This is a genomic window from Bifidobacterium apousia (assembly GCF_007559275.1).
GTDB lineage: Bacteria > Actinomycetota > Actinomycetes > Actinomycetales > Bifidobacteriaceae > Bombiscardovia > Bombiscardovia apousia.
On the sequence record NZ_VMHK01000002.1, the window covers coordinates 362,334 to 384,971 of the forward strand.

Consider the following 22,638-nt stretch of genomic DNA (forward strand, 5'->3'; position numbering starts at 1 on the left):
ACAAGCAGGCCTAGAGGCAGGATGACAGCCAGCAGTGTGCTGAGAGCCATAGCCGGTCCGATAGACGTGTGCTGATGCTGACGCATGATAAGCATGATCCCCTTCCCCAGGAACTGCGGCTACATGCCCGGAACTCCCCAGTCCGGATCCCCCGCCGCATGCCGGGCACATTCCCGGCCTCATCTGCAACAACTTTATCACCCTGGTGGACATGCCTAGGCGCAGGCGCCTGAGAACTGTTTGTTCTAACTGGCTTATCGATTCTTCTGGGCGGACGGGTGCTAAAGAGAATGGGTGGCTCCGCTGTGTTGGGGACTGCGGGGCCACCCTGTTTAACCTGGCCATCTTGGGGTATGGTCCGGCTGCTTACTCGTGTGAAGTCTTCAGGCTTGCAGTCTGCGGGTCTCCCGCCTGTGGCGTCCGGAGGCTGCGGCACCAGCTGTTGCCAGCATTCCGACGGCCAGCAGGATCATGATCCCGCTGCTGCCGGCGTGGGGCAGGATGCCTTCGTAGGTGTAGGTCAGGTGTGTTTGAGTCTGGGCGATTCCGCCCAGGGTCCAATCCACGATGACATCAGCCTGTCCCGGGTTATGGGCGGGCGTGACCAGGGAAACAGAGCCGTTAGAGTTCTGTTGCAGAGTACCAACTGCTGTCTGGTCGAAGCTGACACCGGTGATCAGCAGGACCGGGTTGAAGGACACCAGAGCCGGAGTACTGCTCTGCGTCAGGCTTTGCTCGACGCCAAGCTGGTTGTACTGGTTGTCACCCCAGGCGTAGGCGTTGCCATCCTGACCGATGGCCAGGGAGTGGTTTCGTCCTGCATTGGCACGTGCGGCTGTGAGCCCGCCGTCGGCCTTGCCTTGGCCCGCGGGCGACGATACGCGCGTGGGCGTGGGCTGGTCGCTGGTGGTGCCGTTGCCGAGCTGGCCGTCGGTGTTCCATCCCCAGGCCCAGGCTGCGTCGTTCTGGTTGACGGCCAGGGAGTGGTGCACGCCGGCGCTGATCCATGCGGCCTGGAATGCTTGGCTGGAGTTCGTAGGATCCGGGATCTGCTTGGGGGAGGGCTGGCTGGTTGTCGTACCGTCGCCTAGCTGCCCGTGGTCGTTGTATCCCCATGCCCAGGCTGTGCCGTCCTGGCTGATGGCCAGGGCGTGGTTGGCGCCTGCGCTGATCTGCGCGGCTTTGAAGGCCTTGCTGGTGTCTCCGGGGTCGGGTACGGGTGCCGGGTCGGCGGCGTATGTGGTGCTGTATTCTCCTGTGGCCGCTCCGTTGCCGAGTTGCCCGTAGTTGTCGTATCCCCAGGTGTAGAGGCTGCCGTCCGTGTCCTTGGCCATGATGAAGCTCCAGCCGAGGCTGACCTGGGCCGCGTGCAGTCCCAGGCCGGAGCCCTTGGGATCCTTGGCTAGGGCTGGCGCCAGTTTGGACGTGCTGTATGCGGTGTAATTGTTGTTTTCGCTGCCCCAAGTGTAGACGCGCCCCTGCGGGTCGATGGCGGCCGAGTCGTAGGCACCGGCGCTCACCTGGACGGCTTTGAAGGGCTGACCGTCCGGGCCTTTGACGGGCTGCGGCTTGGAATGGTCGCTGGTGGTGCCGTCGCCCAGCTGCCCGTGGTCGTTGGCCCCCCAGCTGTAGACGATGCCGTCGCTGCCAACAGCCAGCACGTGGTAGCCGCCAGCTGCAACCTGCGTGTAGGTAAAGCCGGCGGCCACGCCGTCGGGCAGGGGAACCTTGACCGGCGTTTTCTGCGTGGTGTTGTTGGCGGTGCCTTGGCCAAGCTGGCCGTGCTGGTTGCTGCCCCAGGCGTAGGCGTTCCCGTCGCTGGCCACGCCCAGAGAGAAGCCGCGGAAGTCCCCCGCATGGTAGCCGCCGGCGCTGACCTGGTTGAAGCGGATGCCTCGGCTTATCTTGGGCGGCGTAATGGTCACCTGCTGTCCGCCCATCGAGCTGCCCTTGATCGGGTTGATCGACCAACCGCCGGTGTTGGCAGGGCTCCAGTGGGCGACCAGCGTGATGTCTGCGGTGACCGGCTGGCTGAAATCATAAGCCACATTGGAACCGCCTTTGGCATCCTTGAGGAACCAGCCATCAAAGCGATGGTCATTCCAGATCGGATCGGCTGGTCGTTTAACCCGGTAGCCGTCGTTGACGGTTTCGCTATTTGCCGCACTGCCATTGGCTGGGTCGAAGGTTACGGTGCGCGGTGTTCCTATGTAGGTGTAACCCAAATATACTGTCTGGTCTGGCTGCGGGGCACTCAGCCTCCATGTCACGGTGATGGGAACCCAGCCTTCCGCATGCTGCGGCGTAGCGAAGGTCCAAGTGCCGTCGATATTGAATGTCGCTTCCGTAATGGCTGTTTCATCGAAGGTGACGCTGGTAAGTATAGGCGATGCAGGGAATGTCAATTGACCAGGTGAATAGGCATCGTTGCCGATTGCGCCCCTGCCGATTTGGCCGCCATTGTTAAGTCCCCAGGTGTAGAGGTTGCCGTCCGAGCCGATGGCCAGACAATGGAAGTTTCCCACAACGGCCTGAGAGGCGGTGATGTTCGTTGGCATAGCGACTTTGCCGGGTTGCATGACTGAGCCGGAAGCGGTACGTCCCAGTTCGCCGGCATCGTTGAATCCCCAGGTGTAGAGGTTGCCGTCCGCGTCCATGGCCATGCTGAACCAGTATCCGCCATAGGCTTTGACGATTTGTGTGCCTTCAGGTATACCCACAAGGCCTGGCTTGCTTCTAGGTATGCTGTCGGTGTCCCGTCCCAGCTGCTTGCAGTCGTTGTTTCCCCAGCTGTACATCTCGCCTTTCTGGTCAATGGCCATGGAGTGGAAGACACCTGCAACGGCTTGAGTGAAAGTGACGCCTGCAGGCGTTTCCACTTGATCTGGCTGGCTGGTTGAAGAACTCCCGATGTCCCGTCCCAGCTGGTCGTAGTCGTTGTTTCCCCAGCTGTACAGCTTGCCGTCCGAGCCCATGGCCAGAGTATGATTCATTCCTGCGCTGGCCTGTGTCCAGGTGAAGCCAGGCTTGGCATCTGCAGGTTTTCCGGCCACTCCCACGGGAACATTGTTGTCGGCATCGGTTGGACGTCCTAGTTCGCCATATTCGTTGTCCCCCCAGCTGTACAGGTTGCCGTCTGAGCCGAAAGCCATGGAGAATCCGTTTCCTGCGATAGCCTGGGTAAATTTGACTCCTGTCGGCGCTTTCACCTGGCCTGGCTGATCGGTTGAGGCTCCTCCGGTATCGCGTCCCAGTTGGCCATCCTGATTGTCTCCCCAGCTGTAGAGGTTGCCGTCTTTATCAATGGCCAAGCAATAGGCGCCAGCCGCGCTGACTGAAACGAAAGTATGATGAGCGTTGCCAGGTATAGTCACCATCCCTGGCCGGTTATCGGCCAGTATGGCGAGTTTTCGACCCAGCTGTCCATTTCTGTTGTAACCCCAAGTGTACAGGTTGCCGTCGGAGCCAAGGGCCAGAGAGTGGTTCTTTCCTGCACTGACTTGGCTGAATCGTATGCCTCTTGTGGCAGGCGGCGCAAGCGTGACATCGGTGTTGCCGGAAGTGGGGCCATTATTCGGATTAATGCTCCAGTCGCCTGATCCCTTTGTCCAGTGAGCTTTGAGAGTCAGATTGTTGGTGACGGGCTGGCTGAAGTCGTAGGCGATGGGCGTATCGCCGTTGAACCAGCCGTCAAAGAGGTAGCCGTCCTTGGTGGGATCGTCGGGCCGTTTTGCCTGTCTCCCGTCTGTGACGCTTTGCTGTATATCGGCGCCCTGCAGGTTTGTGAAGGTGACGGTGTATTGCGTGGATGAGCGAGCCAGCTTCTGGCTGTCAGGACTTTTATGCTTGTCGGTTCCGTCGGGTTCGACGTGCGTGGGGTTCAGGGGAGAGGGTGTGGATAAGGGAGATGCTGGTGTTGCCAGCGATGTTGCCTTGCTAGAGGAAATACCGGAATTTTGCTTAGCTACGCGAGGGGTCTGACGACCCCCCCCCCCCGGTGCCTCCTGCTGGGGCAGGCGCGCTCGCGCCGGCCACAACAGGATCGCTGGCGGTCGTGTCGGCCGCAGCGAGGCCACCAGCGATCAGACTTGCCGGCAGGATGACGGCGAGCAGAAGGCTGACGGCCATGACCGGACGACTGTGCGTGTTCGTATGCTGACGCATGGTAAACATGATCCCCTTCCCCAGGACCTGCGGCTACATGCCCGGAACTCCCCAGTCCGGATCCCCCGCCGCGCGCCGGGCACAATCCCGGCCTCATCTGCAATAATTTTATCACCCTGGTGGACATGACTATCCACTCTTCGCCAAGGTCAGTGATGTGTGCCAGGAAATCGATCCTGCTTTGTCTAAGGAATGTTTATTCTGTTCGACTTATCGATCCTCCTGGGCGAGCGGTTGCAAAAGAGAATGGGTGGCTCCGCTGTATTGGGGGAGTGCGGGGCCACCCTGTTTAGCCGGGCTGTCTTGGGATGCGGCCTGGCTGCTTACTCGTGCGAAGTCTTCAGGCTTGCAGGCTGCGTGCTTCCCACCTGTGGCGTCCGGCTGCTGCAGCACCCGCAGCTGCGAGTAGTCCTGCGGCCAGCAGGATCATGATCCCGCTGCTGCCGGCGTGGGGCAGCATACCTTCGTAGGTGTAGGGTAAGTGCGCTTTGGTCTGGACTATCCCGCCCAAGGTCCAATCCACGATCACATCGGCCCGTCCCGGATTGTGGGCAGGAGTGGCCAGGGTGACGGAGCCGTCGGTGTTCTGCCGCAGGGTGCCGATCACTGTCTGGTCGAACCTGATCCCGGTGATGTTCAGGGGGGTGGGGTCGAACATGGTCTGTATGGGTTTGGGGCTGTTGCCTGTTGTGGGGATGCTGGTGTTGCCGAGCTGGTTGTAGTCGTTCTTGCCCCAGGCGTAGGCGTTGCCGTCCTGGCCGATGGCCAGGGAGTGGTTGTGGGATGCGCTGATGCAGACGGCCTTGAATCCCTGGCCTGCCTTGTTCGGACCGGTAACTTTTATCGGGGTTGCCTGTTGGTCGCTGGTGCTGCCACTTCCGGTCTGCCCATAGTAGTTCCAGCCCCATCCCCAGGCGTTGCCGTCCTGGTCGATGGCCAGGGAATGCCATGTGCCGGCGCTGATCTGGGTGGCTTTGATGGTCTTGCCGGTGTTGGCGGGGTCGTTCGTGGGCCTTGTGTAGTTGGTGTCGTTGATCCTGCCCCAGGTGTAAAGGCTGCCGTCCTCCTTTCCGATGGCGAGGGCGTGCCTGGTGCCTACGCTGATCTGGGTGGCTTTGAAGGTCTTGCTGGCATCCTTGGGGTCCTGGACCGGCTTCGGGTCGTTGGCATAATCCTTGTTGTGCTCCCCTGCGGCTGTTCCGTTGCCGAGCTGGCCGTTGGTGTTGTATCCCCAGGCGTATACGTTGCCGTCCTCGTCCAGGGCCAGGATGAAGCTCCATTTGACGCTGACCTGAACTGCATGCAGCCCTTGGCTGGAGCCGTTGGGATCTTTGGCCAGGGTCGGTGTTGATCTGACTGTGCCGTAGTCGGAGTAGCTGGTGTGCTCGCATCCCCAGGTGTAGACGCGGCCCTGGTCGTCGATGGCGGCTGAATCGTAGGCACCGGCGCTAATTTGCACGGCTTTGAAGGACTTGTCTGTATAGGGGTTGTTGACGGGCTGTGGCTTGTATCGGTCCGTGGTGCTGTCGTCGCCTAGCTGCCCGTGATCGTTACGGCCCCAGCTGTAGAGGATTCCGTTGGAGCCTATGGCCAGAGTGTGGGCGCCGCCTGCTGCGATCTTCATGTAGGTGAAGTCGGAACCCACGCCATCGGGCAAAGGAACCTTAGTAGGGGTGTTCTGCACAGTCGTCTTGGCTGGGTCTTGACCCAGTTGTCCATACTGGTTGCTGCCCCAAGCGTAGGCGTTCCCGTCGCTGGCCACACCCTCGGAGAAGCCGAGGATATTGGCCTGCTCGCCACCGGCGCTGAGCTGATTGAAGCGGATGCCACGGCTGTGATCAGGAGGGGTTATCGTCGTCTGCTGGCCGCCAAGCACGTTGCCTTGGCTAGGATTGATCGACCAGTGTGTGTCAACTGGAGACCAGTGCGCGACCAGACTGATGCCGCCGGTGACGGGCTGGCTGAAGTCATAAGCCACATTGGAATCGCCTTTGGTGTCTTTGATGAACCAGCCGTCGAACATGCAGCCGTCTGATTTTGGATCGGGATAGGGGCGCTTAGCTTGTTCGCCTTCAACGACCGATTGGTTTCCGGGCATGCCTGAGGGTGTCGGGCAGGAGCCGTTCTTGGAAGTGAACCCGACGCTGTATTTGGGGCCGATATACGTGTAGAGCAGGTGTGCGTCAGGCTGCTGGCCGTTCATACTCCAGGAGATGGTAACATCTACTTGGCCTTTGCGATGTGACGGAGTAGAGACGCTCCATGTACCGTCTGAATTTCTGGACCGGTTGGTACCGGATATCCCATCAAACTTAATATCGGAGATTTCTGGCTGTTCAGGGAAAGGAATCTTGCTGGCCCATATGCTGTTTTTGGCTGATCCAGTGTCGCGTCCCAGCTGGCCGCTGCTGTTATCTCCCCAGCTGTACAGGTTGCCGTCCGAGTCCAGGGCCAGTACGTGTTGGTTTCCCGTTCTGACCTGGGTATAGGTGACTCCAGAGGGTGTGGATACTTTGGTAGGGTCAGCAATAGTGCTATAGTCATTTGGGTCTTTTGCCAGCTGGCCCTTGCTGTTGTCTCCCCAGCCATACAACTTGCCATCAGATCCGATCGCGAGTGAGTATTCCGATCCTGCACTGATCTGTTTCCAAGCGAAGTCTTTTGCCGTGCCAGATGGATGAGCAATATTACAGTAGTCGTGGGCATTGCAACCTACCGAGCTGTATAGCTGGCCATTTGCGACAAGGCCCAGTGAATGCATGTATCCTGCCGAAACCTGCTTCCAAGTATTTCCAGAAGGACCGAATTTTGTTATTTGGGTCGGTGTACTGGCTCCGGTACCGAGGCCGGGCATTGTTTGTTGTTGACTCCATCCGGGCAAGTCCAATCCATTCCACCCCCAGCCGTACAGTTTTCCGCTCGTGTCAATGGCTAAAACGTGTTGGAAGCCTGCGCTTACTTGGGTGAAGTGAACTCCTGAAGGCATAGTGACCGGGCTGGGTTTGCTGGACGGTTCACTGCCGGGTTTATTGCCGGAAGGGCGTCCCAGTTCGCCGTTGTAGGCGTCGCCCCAACTGTATAGCTTGCCATCAGAGCCGAAGGCCAGAGCAAAGTCAGCTCCAGCAATGACCTTGGTCCAAGTGAAACTTGAATCAGCCTTTGTCGGTTTGTCGACTGGTTTGGGAGTAGGGTCACCCTTCATGGTGTTGGAATCATCCTTGTCTGTTATGCGCCCTAGCTGGCCGTATCCGTTGCTTCCCCAGCTGTAGAGGTTGCCGTCGGTGCCAATGGCCAAGGAATAACCTCCTCCAGCCACCGCTTGAACCCAGGTAAAGCCGGAGGATGCTCCCTTGGGCCTTGTGACCAGATTTGGCTTGCCGCTTGGTGTTTCATTGGTAACAGCGCGCCCTAGCTGCCCGCTGCTGTTGCTTCCCCAGCTGTAGAGGTTACCGTCTGAGGCAAGGGCGAGGGAATGAGCCCCTCCTGCACTGATTTGAGTGAAGTGGATGCTGTTTGCTGACGGCGGGGTGATGGTGATTTTGGTGCTTCCGGCTGTTGGCCCATTATCAGGGTTAATAGACCATGTGCTTGATCCTCTGGTCCATTGGGAAAGCTGCTTGGTCCAATGCGCATTAAGGATGATGCTGCTGGTGACTGGCTGATTGAAATCGTAGGCAAGGTGTGCGCCATCCTTGAACCAGCCTTCGAAAACGTAGCCGTTCCTGGTCGGATCAGCGGGTCGCTCCGCCAGTTCACCAGCTTTGACGTTTTGCCTCATGCTGGTGTGCTGGTTGGGGTCGTTGAAGATGACAGTGTACTGAGAGTCCGGGGTCTGATCGGTTTTAGTGGATTCTGTCGGCGTGGGGTTTAGGGAAGATGGTGTGGATAAGGGGGATTGTGGTGTACTTGGCGCTGATGTTGGAGTCGCGCTACTGGGGAAAGTGCCGGAATTTTGCTCAGCTACGCGAGGGGTCTGACGACCCCCCCCCCCCCGGTGCCTTCTAGTGTCGCCGGCGCGCTGGCGACATTAGACTCGTTGGTGGCCGTGTCTGCTGCGGCGAATCCACAGATAGCCAGGCTGGCTGGCAGGATAACGGCCAACAGTAGGCTGACAGCCCTTATTGGACGGCTTGGCATGTTCGTATGCTGACGCATGATAAAGCAAAATCCCCTTCCCCAAAGACTGACTCACCGGCCCCTACCGGTAGAGATACCCTTGGATGCTTCCTGACATAGCGCATATCCCCATCCCTCTGTGCGAGGGTGCGAGCAGGAAGCCTTGCGTCTTTCAACTATACTACCTGCTGATAAGGTTCTCTCAGATGGAATGTCGGGGAAGCACTCCTAGGCAGGATTAATGGTGCGGTGGTTTTGCTGAACTGGTTCGGCAGCCCCAAGTCAGGCAGGCCAACCGGCGATCAGGGCGTGCAGGCCCTTGCGGTAGCTGGCCTCCATAAGGGCGCTAATGCCGTCGTCCGTAGAAGCGAAGAGTGCCTTCAAATCATCGAATCCTTGGGTGTTGTCGGCCAGTCTTTTGGCCAGATCCGTATTGGTCTGGCCGCCCGCCCCGCCGACCGGGGGAGAGGCCTGGGCGATGGCGCTGCCCAGGGTCAGTCCTGCAAGGCTGTTGAGCAGGTGGATGGTGTCGGAATCGACCTTGAGCCCATGGGCGGTCAGCTGGTTCAACCAGGTGCTGACCATGTGGAAGGACTGGTCCGTGTTGATGGGGTGCGTGGCCATGAGCGGGAGTGCCCGGGGATGCGAAAGCAGTGTCCGGTGAACCTGGAGCATGACCTCTTCCAGCGCTTGCCGCCATCCCATGCCTTGGGGTATGGAGTCGAGGTCGGTGGCTGACTGCCAGATGAGCTCGACGATCCCATCGAGCAGAGCGGCCTTGCTGGGCACGTGACGGTAGATGGCCGGCCCCGACACTCCCATCTGCTTGCCCAGGGCGCGGATGTTCAGGGCCTCCAGTCCGTGCTCGTCGACGAAATAGAGGGCGGAACGCAGAACGTAGTCGCGGTTGAGCGTCGTCTTGACGGGTGCCTTGGGTGGGTCAGCCATGCTTTCCTCACTCCTTCCGCTGTACTCCTCTCTTGAATAGTACCGTTGCCAGGAGAGCCAGGGCGAGCAGGAAGGCCAGCAGGATACGCAGGTCAGGCCATACATCCGCCATTCCGGCATGGTCGAAATTGATTTTTCCTACCGCATCCATGGCCCAGTAGACGGGGCTGCCCTTGGCCAGCTTCTGCGCCCAGTCCGGGAATCCGGAGACAGGGCTGAGCGCGCCGCCCATGCCAGCCAGGAGCATGCCGAGGATATTGTTGAAGGACATGGCCATGTTCTGGGAGGACGAGAAGATGTAGAGCAGCAGGCCGAAGAGGGTCAGCACAATCGAAATGACCAGGCAGACCGCGGCCAGGGCCAGGACTGATCCATTGGGCCGATAGTGGTAGAGCGCCGTCCCGATCAGCATGACCAGAGCGACCTGGACCACCTGCACCATGGAAGACACGCTCAGCTTGGCCATGACCAGGTCGAGGAGGGAGACCGCTGACACCCGCATCCTGTCCCAGGTGTGCCATTCGTGCTCCTGGAAGAACAGTTGGAGGACCAGCTGCAGGGAGAACATGGCGAAAAGGATGGCGAACCCCGGAAGCGCCTGCTCGGATCCATTGGCGCCCAGATGCCCCTGGGCTCGCAGTGAGTCCCGGTAGGAGGGCAGCATGAAAGGAATGATGATCAGGGGAATGGCCACGATGACCGCCTGCAGCCAGATGCTCCGCAGCTCGATTTTGAAATTCAGGCGGAATGCTGCCAGGTAACCGTTGAAATGCATGACACTCACCTGTCTTCCCATGCTCGTGACCCGGTGGGATCGCTTGAGGATGTATCCATGACGGTCATGTAGGCCGATTCGATGTCCGGCTGGACGATGGTGATCGATGCCAGACGGGCCTCTTTCATGACTGGCTCCTGCAAAAGGCGGGCCAGCTCCTGCTCCGGACTGGATACCGGGTGGTCGGGCTCCAGGACGCCCTCGATCATCTGCCATCCGGGGATCTGGCCTGGGGTCTGACCGACGAAGGAGATGCGCAGGGATGCCCGGGCATATTTGTGGAGCACCTCCTGCAGAGAGCCATGGACCTGGATCCGCCCGTCGATCAGGAAGGCCAGGTCCGCGCCCATCTCTTCCAGCTCCTTCAGGTAGTGGGTGGTGTAGATGATGGTGGTGCCCTGTCGGCTCATGGCCTTGACCATGTCCAGTATTCTGGCGCGCGCCTCCACGTCCGCTCCGACTGTCGGCTCGTCCAGGAAGAGCACTGGGGGATTGTGGACCATGGCCATAGCAGTGTGAAGGCGTCGTTTCTGCCCTCCCGATAGATCCTCGGCTGCTGTTCCTGACTGGGATCCCAATCCCATGAGCTCTATCAGCTCGTCGGCCCTTTTGCTGCCCTGTTTGGTGCCCAGTCCCTGCAGGCCGGCCATGCCGCGCAGGTTGTCTCGGACGCTGAGATGGGGATAGATACCCAGGTCTTGGGGTGCGAGTCCGATGACCCGGCCGAAGATGCGCGAAGGGGTTCGATAAGGGTTGTGCCCCTCGACTGTGATGTGGCCTGAGTCCGGCTCGCCCAGCCCGGTCAAGGCCGAGATCAGGGTTGACTTGCCTGCCCCGTTCCTGCCCAGCAGGCCCAGGATGCTGCCGCGCCTGACTTCAAGATCCACACCCTTGAGCACCTGCCTGCTGCCGAACGATTTGCGCACCTGGCGACAGGACAGGGCGTATTCCCCTGAGTTGTTTTTTGCAGGTTGCAAGGTATACCTCCTGACGATTGTTGGTAGTTAACAATGTAAACTATAATAACATTGTTAACTACTCAGTCTCACCATGATTCTTGTGGACTGCGTCAGCTCTCGGATATTCTGACGTGGCGTGGTGGGGATATACGCCTCGCATCGTCTTGGAAGTATTATGCTTACCTCAGCAGTGTTGGGAATCCGATAATTACTCTTCAACGAAGAAGACCCGGGGGATTGTTCAAGTGCGAGCGGGGCAGGATGCTGTCTATGCCGCTATGCCTTGGTTGGCCGTAGCCTTGGCTTAGTGATTCCGCAGGCGCCGGCCTTCAGGGTCCCGGTGGGCGTGGCAATAGCTGGCGTATACAGTAGCTGGCCTATGACAGAAGAATGTTGGCCCTGCATAAGAGGAAGCTCCAGTTGGTGAGCAAAGCAGGAGATTGAAAGAGATTAAAGAAATGGGGTGACCCCGCAATCTTGGGGGTTTGCGGGGCCACCCCGCTTACTCGGGCAAAGAGCTCAGTGGCGGCGGCTGCTGGTTTCCCGCTGGTGGGAGGTTGCTGCTGTGGCGCCTGCAGCGGCCAGCAGTCCTGTGGCGAGTAGGACAAGGAGGCCGGTGCTGCCGGCCATGGGCAGGATGCCCTCGTAGGTGTAGCCCAGGTGTGCGGTCGTCTGCGCGACTTGGTCGATGGTCCAGTCGACGGCCACATCGACGTGTCCTGCGTCATGGGGTGGGTTGGTGATGCTCCAGGTGCCGTCGTCGTTCCTGTACAGGCTGGTCCCGGGGATGCCGCCGAACTTGACGCCAGTGAGAACCACAGGCGCCGGATCGAAAGCAACCGCCAAGGGGGTCGTGCTTTTGGCTGCCGTTTGATTGTTGCCCAGCTGCCCGTACTGGTTGTCACCCCAGGCCCAGAGATTCCCATCCTGCCTGATGGCCAGTGAATGGAGTTGTCCCGCGCTGCTTCGAACGGCCTTGAATGCTTGGGCCTTGTTGGCGGGGTCCTTGATGAGCGCGGGCTTTGTCTGATTGACGGTGCTGCCGATGCCCAGCTGTCCGTTGCTGTTTAATCCCCATGCCCAGAGATTGCCGTCCTGGCCGACCGCAAGGGAGTGATTCACACCCGCGCTGATCTGAGTGGCTTTAAGACTTTGGCTGGTATTAGTAGGGTTCTGCACGGTTTGAGGTTTGTATTTATCACTGGTGCTGCCGTCGCCCAGCTGGCCGTATCCGTTGTATCCCCAGGTCCAGGTGTTCCCCTCCGTATCGATGGCCAGAGCATTCCAGCTTCCTGCGCTGATCTGGGTGGCCTGGAAGGACTGGTTGGGCAGTCGGGCCGGATTGGATGCGTAATTGGTGCTGTTACTGGTGTTGTTGCCGAGCTGGCCATTAGTGTTGTAACCCCAGGTGTACACGTTGCCATCGGCGTCCAGGGCCATGGCGAAGCTCCAGTTGAGGCTGATCTGGACCGCACGCAAGGTCTGTCCCGGATTGTCCGGGTCAGCGGCCGGTGTCGGGTTCTTCCTGGTTGTGCTGTATGCAGGTGTCTGCCCCTTGCCTGTGCTTTCGCTTCCCCAGGTGTAGACGCGGCTTTCAGAGTCGATGGCGGCCGAGTCGGCGACGCCGGCGCTGACCTGTACGGCTTTGAATGGCTGGCCGCTGGTGTCCTTGACGGGCTGAGGCTGGTACCGATCCGTGGTGGTGCCGTCACCAAGCTGACCATGGTCGTTGCGTCCCCAGCTGTAGAGGATGCCATTGGATCCGATGGCCAGAACGTGCGAGTCGCCGGCTGCAACCTGCGTGTAGGTAAAGCTGGAATCCACGCCGTCGGGCATGGGGACTCTGACAGGGGCCTTCTGCATGTTGGCATCGGCCGGTTTCTGAGCCAGCTGCCCGTACTTGTTGCTTCCCCATGCATAGGCGTTTCCGTCGCTGGCGACTCCTATGGAGAAACTGTCGGCGCTCGCGGTCTGGTAGCCTCCGGCGCTGACCTGGTTGAAGCGGATACCTCGGTTGATTGTGGGCGGGGTGATGATCACGTGCTGGCCGCCGAGCACGTTGCCTTTTTCGGGGTTCAGGGCCCAGTGCGTGTCCATCTTGGTCCAGTGGGCGACCAGGATGACGTTGCCGGTGACGGGCTGACTGAAGTCGTAGGCGATCTTGGAGTCGTTGTTGGTGTCTTTGATGAACCATCCGTCGAATAGGCAGCCGTTTGCTTTCGGGTCGGGGGAGGGACGTTTGGCCTGTTTGTTCTCGGCGAGGGTCTGGTTTTGGGGCATGCCGGAGGGTGCAGGGCAGGAGGTGACCGCACTGGTGAAAGTGACGGTGTAGGAGTCTAGGTATCTGTAGGCCAGGTGGGCGTCCGGCTGTTGGCCGTTCAACGTCCATGAGACGGTCGTGTCCACTTTTCCTCGCGCATGTGCGGGCGTGGTGACGCTCCATGTGCCATCCGCGTTCTTGGTTATGTTCGTACCTGCTGACCCGCCGAAGCTGACGGCGGTGACTGTGGTGGTCCCGGGTAGGTTCACTCGGCCGGGGACGTGTCGTTCGCTGGTAGTGTTGTCGCCCAGCTGGCCGTTGGCGTTTTTGCCCCAAGAGTACAGGTTTCCGTCTGAGGCCAAGCCGAAGGAGTTGTTGTCCCAACCGGCGCTTGCCTGAACCCAGGTCAGTCCCGTTGGCGTATCGGGCGGCGCTGCAACTTTGACAGGGGTGTTTCGCTGCGTAGTGGTGTTATCGCCCAGCTGGCCATTGTCATTAGCACCCCAGGAATAGAGATTCCCGTCTGAACCAATCGCCAGTGATGCAACAGATAGGAGGCTTACTTGTTTCCAAGAAAAGTTAGGTAGTACCCCATTAGGTGTATGCGCCCGAGTTGGCCCGTACGCGTCAGCGGTGAGCCCATTGCCAACGTTGCCTCGTCCGCCGTAACCCCATGTATATATGTTGCCGTCGGATCCGATAGCTTGCGAGTAGTAGTCCCCCATTTGGAACTGTCCCCAGGTGAATCCAGAGGGAGCCCCTTGCGGCCAGGCGATTGGGACGGCCGTGATTTTATTGTCGGTGATTGATCCTGTGCCCACTTCACCACGGGTATTTGCGCCCCAGCCGTAGATCCAGTTATCTGATCCCAAGGCCAGAGAATGCCATCCCCATCCGCTCATCTGCTTCCATACGAACCCGGAGGACGCTCCTTTTGGCATCTTCACCAGGACTGGGGCATGCCGTTCAGTGGCAGTGCCGTCCCCCAGTTGGTTATGATCGTTGCTGCCCCAGCTGTAGAGGTTGCCGTCAGATCCTAGGCCAAGAGCATGTAGGCTACCAACCGCTTCCTGCTTCCATGTGAACCCAGATGGAGCATTTTGTGGCATATTAACAGGTTCGGGGGTGTGATGCTCGGTTGTAGTGTTGTTCCCCAACTGACCATAGGTGTTGTCACCCCAGCTGTAGAGCTTGCCGTCTGATCCCAGAGCCACGGAGAACAAGTATCCGGCTGAGGCCTGGACCCAGGTAAAATCCTGGGACACGCTTTGGGGTTTCTTTACCGGGACCGGCTCATGACGTTCAGTGGTGGTCCCGTCGCCGAGTTGGCCATGATCATTGCTTCCCCAAGAGTAAAGGTTGCCGTCCGAGGCGATTGCAAGGGTGTGTCCTCTTCCTGAGCTGACCTGGCTGAAACGAACTCCTCGGGATCCCGGCGGGGTCAGGGTGACTTTTGTGCCGCCTGCTACCGGCCCCTGCACAGGGCTCATGCTCCAGACATCTGCCCTGGTCCAATGGGCGGTGAGTTTCAGATCTCCGGTGACGGGCTGGCTGAAATCGTAGGCGACGGGTGTTGAGCCAATGAACCAGCCGTCAAAGAGGTAGCCGTTTCGAGTCGGATCTGCCGGACGTTTTACACGCTCCCCGTCCACTACTGTTTGTGTCGTGTTGGTGCCTTGGGGACTGCTGAAGGTGACGGTGTGCGGTGTGGAGGCGCGTGCCTGTAGCTTGGCGTTGTCTTTGTCTAGCGTGGCAGCGATGGAGGGGGTCGGCTGTGTGGGATTCAGCGGGGAAGATGTAGCGAGGGGGGATGGCGAAGTAGGAGTTGTTGCTGTATCTGTTGGCTGGGTAGTGATATCGGGAGAGTTACTGGATTGTTGTTGAGCTTCACGATCCGCCTCCTCCCCGCTATTTGCTTGTGTGGTCGGTGCTACTGTGTGGGTCGCGCTGGACTCGTTTGCGGTGTTGTCTGCCGTGGCATAGGTGCAGGCTAGGAGACTTGCGGGCAAGATGATGGTCAGCAGGAGGCTGATCAACAAGGCCGGTCGAGCCGCTATATTCGAGTGCTGACGAGGCATAAGCAGATCCCCTTCCCCAGGAATCGCAGCCGCGTTGTCATCAATCCCCAACATTCGGCGAGACATGCGCCGAAGACAACCTTGGCTACTTATACAAATTTACCATATATGTGAAGGCAAAGTGAAAATGAAACATGGAAAAATATCGCCAGTCATACGGTGTATGACTGTATTTTTGCCTCTTATGTGTAAATGAATACATGATTTCAAGTTGTTAGCGATTATGGATCCATCCTATTGGTCAGACCGCTTACTTGATGTAGCCGCGGGCTGTTGCAACAGTCACGGAGAGAAGCCCAAAAAGGAGCTGAAGAAGGATTCCGATGCTGTCCGTATGGCCCGTTGCCCTCCTAGGCATGAGGCTAATTGGGCTGGAGCATGATTGCAAGGCGCTTGAAGGCCTACACAACCGTTCCGATGCTAAGTGGACCTACATCAGCCCTGCTGCTGATTTCCAAGCCGATGGAAAACGTACCGGTTCATACGGGTTAGCAGGCGAAGAATTGACGACAAATGCCAAGGGGGAGAGTTTCATCAGCTATGCCGATTATGCAATCGCTGTGGTGGATGAGGCCGAGTCAGGCAAACATGTAGGTGAACGCATTTCCGTTTATGCCAAGTAGCTGCATCGAGTTGAAGCCCTTCAATTGAGAAACCGGTATTAATCTGCTTCTTTTCCGACATCGCCGATTCCGTCGTGAGAAGTTGAAGGAGATGCCTATACCAAGATACCTTCGTAGATGTATCCCATTAGTGCGGTCGTCTGTAAGGCTCGGTCTAAGGTTCAGTCGATGGTCATGCCGACAGATCCTACGTCGTGGGGCGGGTCGGTGATGCCCCGGGTACCGTCGGTGTTTCGGTAAAGTCTGGTACTAGATATGCCGCCGAACATGATACTAGTGAGAACCACAGGTGTCATTTCGGATATTGCTTGGGCGGACATAAGGCTGTTCGCTGCATTCCCGATTCCAAATTTGCCTGTACTAGTTGTCAACACAGGCCCAGATCGTAAGCCTTCTACGCTGATAATGGCTGCTGGGAACTAGTTGACTGGTGGGGGGGGGGGGCACTCCTCTTCAGACACTGATGTATCCCTCATCCTTTTGATGCCTAATTGGTTACGATAGTCAACTTCTCACACGCCGTTTTTGCTGATGCATCCTCTCGAAAAGTTCTGGGGGTGTTGATTGCTTGGCACCCTCGACGCTGTCCTGGTTGAAGTGGATAAAAGATTGATTGCGCGCGCGGTGGCGTTCAATGTGTGTCCGCGTTTTAGCTGTGTCCGTGCCTGCCGATCCGCCGAGTCCGGTGGACTTTGAATCACCATCTTGCGCAAGATCTGACTCTTGAGAACAATATCTGTCCGTTAATATGGTTTGTCTATTTCCAAATAATTGATCAACGTATCGTAAGTGTATGGATAGAAAGATAGTACAAAGCAGAAAAGCTCGAAGAAGGGCTGCACGAAAATGGGGAGCACGCAGGACGATCGTACCGATCGTACAAGGACGAGTGCTTGATCGATTCAGGGATAGCGTGAAGTTGAAAGGGAAGAGTCGTTCGGAGAAAGCAGAGGCGATAAGCTTTATCAACGACATTGTGATCGCAGTTGTAGCAGGTATTTTGATTATATTTATGTTTATCTTGCAAGCTAGCTTGGTCTCGCAGCTGAGCTACCGTCTTATGATCGCAATAACCTATCTTTTACCGCTAGTTCTTCTAGTTTGTCTTTTTCTAACCCTCATATCGCCTATGGACCTGACTGTCAATTTGTCTTTTGCTGCCCATAGCCTCTATGCTTTTTGCCTTACAATTTCTGGGATTTATTTTGTTAATCTATTTGCTGACAAGCTAGTAAAATTGAATCATCAAAAGGAATCTGCAGCTTTGCTGAATCTACTGGCGCCTTGTATGTGTTTTACGTTTATGGAGTCGGTCGAAATAGTTGCCTTATTTTGCTGTATATATGATATCGTTCATGGTCGAGTTGGGCGGTCATGGGCCAGATGGTGGATTCGTACTGCTGCTTACCCCCTTCTGGGTATAGTACTCTTAGTTGTCTTCTGGACAGTGGTGAAGGATATTGGCGTAGCAGGCATTTATAGTTCAAATATCTACTCTGTCCTCATTCCTTTGCTTGTTGTCGGCTTTCTACCACACATCATCAAACAACGCCTATCCTTGAAAGATGATAAATTCAAGCAGAAACAAATTAACCTGCTCTCTATTCGTTAACCTTTGAGACAACGCGGGTTCATCCTTGACTTAAGGTTAGTTAGAATGCTGCTGCACAGACTGATGGTTTGTCTGGAATTCTAGAGCAGAGAATAACTAGAAGCCTTGACGCTCTTTGACGATGTGACTTGTCTTAGATGCTCTTCTCCTACGAAGGTTTCGGGACTCAGCTCAAGGACTATGGTCTTTTCCTGATGGCAGCGATGATATCGGTAGGTCAGTACGTTGCCGGGGTACATTTTACTGCTGAGAACTTGAATCACAACCAATCATACGAGAGTGAAACCAAGGGTTACCAGCATCCTGGCTGGATAGTAATAGCCAACGGTATGAGCAATTTCAACATAAGACATCACTTTCCCAAAGGGGCTCTCAATAATGTCCCGGGCCAAATGGTGTTCTACAGCATGGATCCAGATTTGGTTGATGCAAACATCCGGTTCGAGGTGCACAGAGACTTCCAGCCCACAGTTACCACTGAGACGTCGTTCAAAGAGTTTCCGCGCGGGCAGAAGATGACCGATCGGATCATTTCCGACCTCAATGCCGCCAATGGGGACGAGTAAGTGATCGACCCGCAGACCTTCGTCGCGGCCAGAGTTGGGGCAGTGGTGATGACTTTACATGCGCGGGTGCTGTTCTTGTGATTCATGGGGTGGGAATGCTAGCGGTGCCTAGCTGGGTGGGTGCGGGTGTGCTCTCTAGGAATCCAGGCTGGTCTTTGTTGTCTTGCTCGAATTCTCGGCCATGGTTGATCTCGTCCATGGCGAACTGAACCTGAGCATCGTCCGTGCCGGCATCCGGCCGTGGATCAGCGACTGACTGGGAATCCTGCTCCGGCATCCGGTTAAGGTCAGCGTTTTCGAGGAACTGCTCCCAGAGATTTTCTTCTGTTCTTCAGATCAGCTGAGGATCCTTACTGGCTCTATAGTCTTTGCTAAGGCTTAATTCGGCGCTGTCAGATAGCTGCTCGGCAGATCTCCGTTCTTTGACAAACTTGTTTTCTCCGGTCTTGGTGAGGTCTTTATCGTCGTGTCATGAGGGATGATTGTGCTCTTCTTCCTGAGCCGAAGTCAGCCAACGAAAAACAGCTCAGAGGAAAATTATTGTTTGAAACAATATAGATCTCGTGATACAATAATGGTAATAATAAAAATTGAGAGTGGTAAGGATAAATAATGTTATCAATATTATCATCTACAACGGCGAATGCTAACGATGCTGTGAAAGAGGCGAGGAACCGCCTCAATGAAACCATGAAGCTGGCCTATGAGGAGCGGGCGACCATCCAGAGTATTGCTGAGGCTGCTGGACTGTCAAAAGCTGAGGTTGAACGAGTGGTCAAAGGCATGGACTTATCCTGGAAAAATGTATCGTTGGTTGTGAAAGCGCTAGCGAAAAAATCGCCTCTCCGGCTGACTACATACTCTGCAGTCGCCAAGGCGCTGGGCAGAAAGGGGCAAGGGGCAATAGCCGTCGGGCGAGCCCTCGCTACAAAAGGTAAAGTGACTCCTCTGGAAGGGGCTATTGTGCTTACTTCCAACTGGAGAAATCCTGACTACGGTGGGTACCTAGTCCCATTCGAGGAGCCGGACTGGGACATTGTCCGTGGTTCTAATTGTCCACGCTACAGGTTGCTTGCTGATCAGGGGATCGACGTGCGCGAAGGGCCGGATTCCGGTCACTACCTGATCCCTGATAATCAGGTCATTACCGTTCCTAACGAGTTACGCCTGATCGCTGGATTGGATTAAAAGCGGTTTGGCACATTCCTGCCGATCATATGATGGATGCTGGATGGTTGATCTGTCCGTCGTGGCCTATTTCTTACGTGCGTGATGGACAGACTGATCAGCCATCCTGCATTCATATGATCGGCAGAAATCATGACTTACAGATTCTGAAACGAGGTAGGGGTTGAGGGCAAGAAGGAGTTTTTATGGCGGATCAAGGAGAGGATGGGAACACGGGTCTGCAGAGCGTATCTGATCCTGTAGAAGGCGAGTCCTCGGATCTGCCGGCGATTGTGCCTGAGGATGGCGGAGAACCTTCGGGTGGGGGGCATCATCCGAAGTGGATGGTTCCGCTGATTGTCACTGTCGTGGTAGCCGTTGTGGTTGTGGCTGGTCTTGTGGGCTGGCGCGTGTTTGAGTCCCGTCGGCATGATGCGGCGCTGGACTCCTGCAGCCGAGCTGTAAAAGCCCTGCAGGGGAAGACCGGCTCGGCCCGGATGGCCGTTTACCGTGAAGCTTCCGGAGTGAATAAGAATCAGGTCAAGGATGCTCAGGCCGTCAGGGCCTTGGCCCGCAGCGTGAAGGCAGCCGACGGGCTCAGGCCGCAGACTGTGCAGTGCGAGGCTTCCATGTCCACGGGTGCTTTGAATGCTGCCGCTGACAAGGCGGGCAAGGAGAGCGGCGCATATGCAGCTGTGGGCAGGGATGCCAGGGCGGTTTTGGCTTCCCGGGATGCGAAGATCCTGGATGATGCGAAGGCGGCCTTGAATGCGAAGAAGGGCGAGGCGGCCAAGCTGCTGGGTGATTCGGAGGGGAAGGTCGCTGACAATGCGACTCGTGACGGCTTGCAGAAGGCCATAGACCGGGCCGGCCAGGTCAAGGGGGCTGAGGCGAAGACCTACCAGGATGCGGTGAACGACTTGCAGTTGGCCATCGACCAGGTGAACGCCTCCGTGCAAGCCAAGAGCCAGGCTGACCAGCTGGCTGCCCAGCAGGCGGCATCCTCCAATAACAGCGGCCGAAGCGGCTACACGCCCTCCTACCGGCCGTCCTTTGGGCGGGGCGGCAGTGGAGGCGGATATGCACCAGCACATGAATCGGCGGCACCACAAAGCGGCGGTAGTGGGGTTAACTGGGATCAATGGGTTCACGACCATCAGACCCCTAGCCAATGTCGTGCCGGGGAAGCATGCCCTATTGGCTGACTGATTCGAAAATTGAAGAATTTGCCAGTAGAAACGGTTGCTTGGTAGGTCTCCTGTCCCGCTGGTTCTGTTTGCGGGCGACCAAATTGATTGGCTATTCTTTCATGGTATGGGGAGAGAAACATAAATGATGACACCAGGAAAGATCAGGTGCTGGGCCGGACGGTTTCTGTGCCTGGGATCCTGATGGGCCAGCAGGGCGGCGGCCACTACTACCGCCGCCACGCAGGTGCTGAATCGCCAGTATATTTTTCACAGTAGAATTTCAGCCATTCATTGCTGCATTCGCCGGAGAATGCAATATGGTTCGGTTTAGGTCTAAATGTTGTAGACGTGGATTCTTTACGTTTTACGGTTTCTTCAGATGCTATTTTGTTTTCACCACAAGCCTTAATCCAAGAAAACCTAGTTGAAGCATACTGATCGACCCATGAATCGGGACAGACCCAGCGACAAGAGATTCATTGTTTATAGAGGCACTTACTGATAGGACTCGAGCGATTAAAGCCGGAATCGACGTGTCGTAACAGCGCGGAAAGGCAATAACCGGAATTATGCGGCTTGCTTTGGCAGGCTTCGAACGTGAGGATCGAGCAATGCAATCATTTCGATACCATCCTGCTGGTTGCATGAGAGCTTGTGCGAGTTGCCCTTTTTAATGTCGATTTGTGCAAATGGGAAGAAATTCTGCCCGTCGCCTGCAGGATAATTCAAGTTTGAAGAAGATCGATGCATGGATTGCCCATTTACCTTGCATTGCTCGGGTTTTGCCTGCTTAAGGTCGGCCCGCCGTGCAAGTACATACAGGGTTCCAGATTTACTTGCAGAGATGGGTTCGGTACTGCCGACAACAGGAATGTCGTACTTTGTCAAAGATGACAAATATTCGGAGGCCTGTTTCACTGACGGCTCTGACTGATTCGATCCTTGGCATCCCGAGAATAGGGCCACACTCATCAATACTGCTATCAGGGCAATTACTTGTTTTTCCCAAATAGCCGCAGCCGTCCTTGCTTCGCTATGGAATCGGGCTGGCAATGTCGCCAACTGTCCCATGCGTCTATGGGAATCCCCCTGAGATGCTTCTGCCGGATCAAAGTCTGTCTGTCCAAAAGCCTTTGTCTTCTTCATCAGTTCTCCTTAGGGAGGTGAGGAGGGTTCACGACATTGTTAGTGAGATTTGTGTTTCACAAGCCAGAAAGCAGTTATTAGCTAGTAAGCCAAGCTCTTTATTTAAATTATACATGTATTTACAGATTGGCAACGTCAGAGGTCAAATGCTGGCTATGTGTACCCGATTAGTCGTCGCCCTGCCTGCCAATCGTTAGCATCACGTGTGCGGTACACACCGTTTTAAGATCTGAGATCTTAACAGGAGCGGCGATCTGCTTTTGGGAAAGTCTTAAAAGACGAACCTTCGTCGTTATGTTCCGGTCATCCGCCAAGCCGGGAACAGTTGCTAGGGAATTTTCTGAGACTGGTTGCATCTTGAAGTCGCTTGGCCAACTCACTCAATGTTTTCTGCCCTCTGATCATTTCTTGCATCCAGCGATACAAGCTATTGCGCTTAGAACATCTAAATTGTCAATATTCAACTCTTGCCTGCCTAAGCGAAGCGCCGGTTTTCTGAGCTCTCTAGCAGCTTCAACGCATTTGCGAATCGCTCATCGACTGCAGAAGCATCTCCTCCAGCCGGGGCTCTCAGCAGACCAGGATGATCAATTCTGATGTGAGAGCATGGCAGGGCTCTTTTCAGTGATTTCGGTATTCTCGCTGGGTTCATACACTGCTTTCCAGGCTGCGCCGTCGCGATGTGAATAGTCTGCATGTTCAAAGGCTGCCGGTCCGTATAAGGCGGCATGAAGAATCGATTTGATCGGGATTCTCGGTTGCAGTCGGACAGCTATTCGATTTAGGCCATACTGTTTGCATGCAGCATAAACGTTCGGTTTCACGGGGCCGCATTCTCATGCTTGTATGGGTTCGTCGAATAGCTCATGACCATGTGTCAGGAGGCCCTCAATCCGTGCGCAATACAGCGGTGTGTTAATTTTCATATTGGACAGATGTAGGTGCGACTGACTATAGGTGATCAACAGACGGGCAATAGCAATGCAAGCATGTGTCTACCAACCACAGCCACTCCTGACTCCCTATTGTGTTTG

General features: G+C 56.4%; 12 protein-coding genes and 1 pseudogene. 5 read left to right on the forward strand and 8 right to left on the reverse strand.

The window, feature by feature from the left end; all coding sequences use genetic code 11:
- Positions 1-383: 383 nt before the first annotated feature.
- The 6 genes and pseudogenes from FPK30_RS04170 to FPK30_RS04195 all read right to left on the reverse strand — a co-directional run bounded on the left by FPK30_RS04170 (position 384) and on the right by FPK30_RS04195 (position 15,300).
- Positions 384-4,164, reverse strand: a pseudogene (locus FPK30_RS04170) (RCC1 domain-containing protein).
- Between the two features lie 340 nt (positions 4,165-4,504).
- Positions 4,505-7,942, reverse strand: a complete 3,438-nt coding sequence (locus tag FPK30_RS04175) for an RCC1 domain-containing protein (RefSeq protein ID WP_144085423.1) — start codon at positions 7,940-7,942, stop codon at positions 4,505-4,507.
- Positions 7,943-8,562: 620 nt separating this feature from the next.
- Positions 8,563-9,228 carry a TetR/AcrR family transcriptional regulator gene (locus FPK30_RS04180; protein WP_186279371.1) on the reverse strand — a complete coding sequence of 222 codons (666 nt, stop codon included), beginning with the start codon at positions 9,226-9,228 and terminating at the stop codon, positions 8,563-8,565.
- A gap of 7 nt (positions 9,229-9,235) precedes the next feature.
- The gene (locus FPK30_RS04185; protein ID WP_186279372.1) at positions 9,236-10,003 is read right to left on the reverse strand and encodes an ABC transporter permease; all 768 of its coding nucleotides are present in this window, start codon (positions 10,001-10,003) and stop codon (positions 9,236-9,238) included.
- A gap of 5 nt (positions 10,004-10,008) precedes the next feature.
- Positions 10,009-10,980 (reverse strand): ABC transporter ATP-binding protein, encoded by a 972-nt coding sequence (locus tag FPK30_RS04190; RefSeq protein ID WP_186279373.1) that lies wholly within the window; start codon positions 10,978-10,980, stop codon positions 10,009-10,011.
- A 501-nt stretch (positions 10,981-11,481) separates the two neighbouring features.
- Entirely contained in the window at positions 11,482-15,300 is a 3,819-nt protein-coding gene (locus FPK30_RS04195; RefSeq protein WP_232345821.1) for an RCC1 domain-containing protein, read from the reverse strand.
- 323 nt (positions 15,301-15,623) lie between these two features.
- On the opposite strand from FPK30_RS04195, the gene FPK30_RS04200 reads away from it, so the two are divergent.
- The 3 genes from FPK30_RS04200 to FPK30_RS04210 all read left to right on the forward strand — a co-directional run bounded on the left by FPK30_RS04200 (position 15,624) and on the right by FPK30_RS04210 (position 18,101).
- Positions 15,624-15,923, forward strand: coding sequence for an NAD(P)-dependent oxidoreductase (locus FPK30_RS04200; RefSeq protein WP_232345820.1), 300 nt, complete (start codon positions 15,624-15,626; stop codon positions 15,921-15,923).
- A gap of 793 nt (positions 15,924-16,716) precedes the next feature.
- On the forward strand, positions 16,717-17,535 hold the full coding sequence (locus FPK30_RS04205; RefSeq protein WP_222102862.1) for a hypothetical protein: 819 nt from the start codon (positions 16,717-16,719) through the stop codon (positions 17,533-17,535).
- A gap of 137 nt (positions 17,536-17,672) precedes the next feature.
- Entirely contained in the window at positions 17,673-18,101 is a 429-nt protein-coding gene (locus tag FPK30_RS04210; RefSeq protein WP_144085429.1) for a hypothetical protein, read from the forward strand.
- An 82-nt stretch (positions 18,102-18,183) separates the two neighbouring features.
- Here the strand turns inward: FPK30_RS04210 and FPK30_RS04215 are convergent, their stop codons facing one another.
- Positions 18,184-18,378 carry a hypothetical protein gene (locus tag FPK30_RS04215; protein WP_144085430.1) on the reverse strand — a complete coding sequence of 65 codons (195 nt, stop codon included), beginning with the start codon at positions 18,376-18,378 and terminating at the stop codon, positions 18,184-18,186.
- A 380-nt stretch (positions 18,379-18,758) separates the two neighbouring features.
- On the opposite strand from FPK30_RS04215, the gene FPK30_RS04220 reads away from it, so the two are divergent.
- Both FPK30_RS04220 and FPK30_RS04225 read left to right on the forward strand, forming a co-directional pair.
- Complete coding sequence (locus FPK30_RS04220) at positions 18,759-19,289, forward strand: HU family DNA-binding protein (protein WP_144085431.1); 531 nt, start codon at positions 18,759-18,761, stop codon at positions 19,287-19,289.
- A gap of 185 nt (positions 19,290-19,474) precedes the next feature.
- On the forward strand, positions 19,475-20,473 hold the full coding sequence (locus FPK30_RS04225) for a hypothetical protein (RefSeq protein ID WP_186279375.1): 999 nt from the start codon (positions 19,475-19,477) through the stop codon (positions 20,471-20,473).
- A 552-nt stretch (positions 20,474-21,025) separates the two neighbouring features.
- On the opposite strand, the gene FPK30_RS04230 is transcribed toward FPK30_RS04225, so the two are convergent.
- A complete protein-coding gene (locus FPK30_RS04230; protein WP_144085432.1) occupies positions 21,026-21,604 on the reverse strand; it encodes a hypothetical protein in 579 nt (192 codons plus the stop codon).
- Between the last annotated feature and the right edge of the window lie 1,034 nt (positions 21,605-22,638).

Bases quoted from the DNA above. Each gene is read 5' to 3' on its own strand.
- FPK30_RS04175 (WP_144085423.1), bottom strand. From the start codon at position 7,942: ATGAGGCAAAACGTCAAAGCTGGTGAACTGGCGGAGCGACCCGCTGAT.
- FPK30_RS04180 (WP_186279371.1), bottom strand. From the start codon at position 9,228: ATGGCTGACCCACCCAAGGCACCCGTCAAGACGACGCTCAACCGCGAC.
- FPK30_RS04185 (WP_186279372.1), bottom strand. From the start codon at position 10,003: ATGCATTTCAACGGTTACCTGGCAGCATTCCGCCTGAATTTCAAAATC.
- FPK30_RS04195 (WP_232345821.1), bottom strand. From the start codon at position 15,300: ATGCCTCGTCAGCACTCGAATATAGCGGCTCGACCGGCCTTGTTGATC.
- FPK30_RS04200 (WP_232345820.1), top strand. From the start codon at position 15,624: ATGCTGTCCGTATGGCCCGTTGCCCTCCTAGGCATGAGGCTAATTGGG.
- FPK30_RS04205 (WP_222102862.1), top strand. From the start codon at position 16,717: ATGGATAGAAAGATAGTACAAAGCAGAAAAGCTCGAAGAAGGGCTGCA.
- FPK30_RS04210 (WP_144085429.1), top strand. From the start codon at position 17,673: ATGCTCTTCTCCTACGAAGGTTTCGGGACTCAGCTCAAGGACTATGGT.
- FPK30_RS04215 (WP_144085430.1), bottom strand. From the start codon at position 18,378: ATGCCGGAGCAGGATTCCCAGTCAGTCGCTGATCCACGGCCGGATGCC.
- FPK30_RS04225 (WP_186279375.1), top strand. From the start codon at position 19,475: ATGGCGGATCAAGGAGAGGATGGGAACACGGGTCTGCAGAGCGTATCT.
- FPK30_RS04230 (WP_144085432.1), bottom strand. From the start codon at position 21,604: ATGAAGAAGACAAAGGCTTTTGGACAGACAGACTTTGATCCGGCAGAA.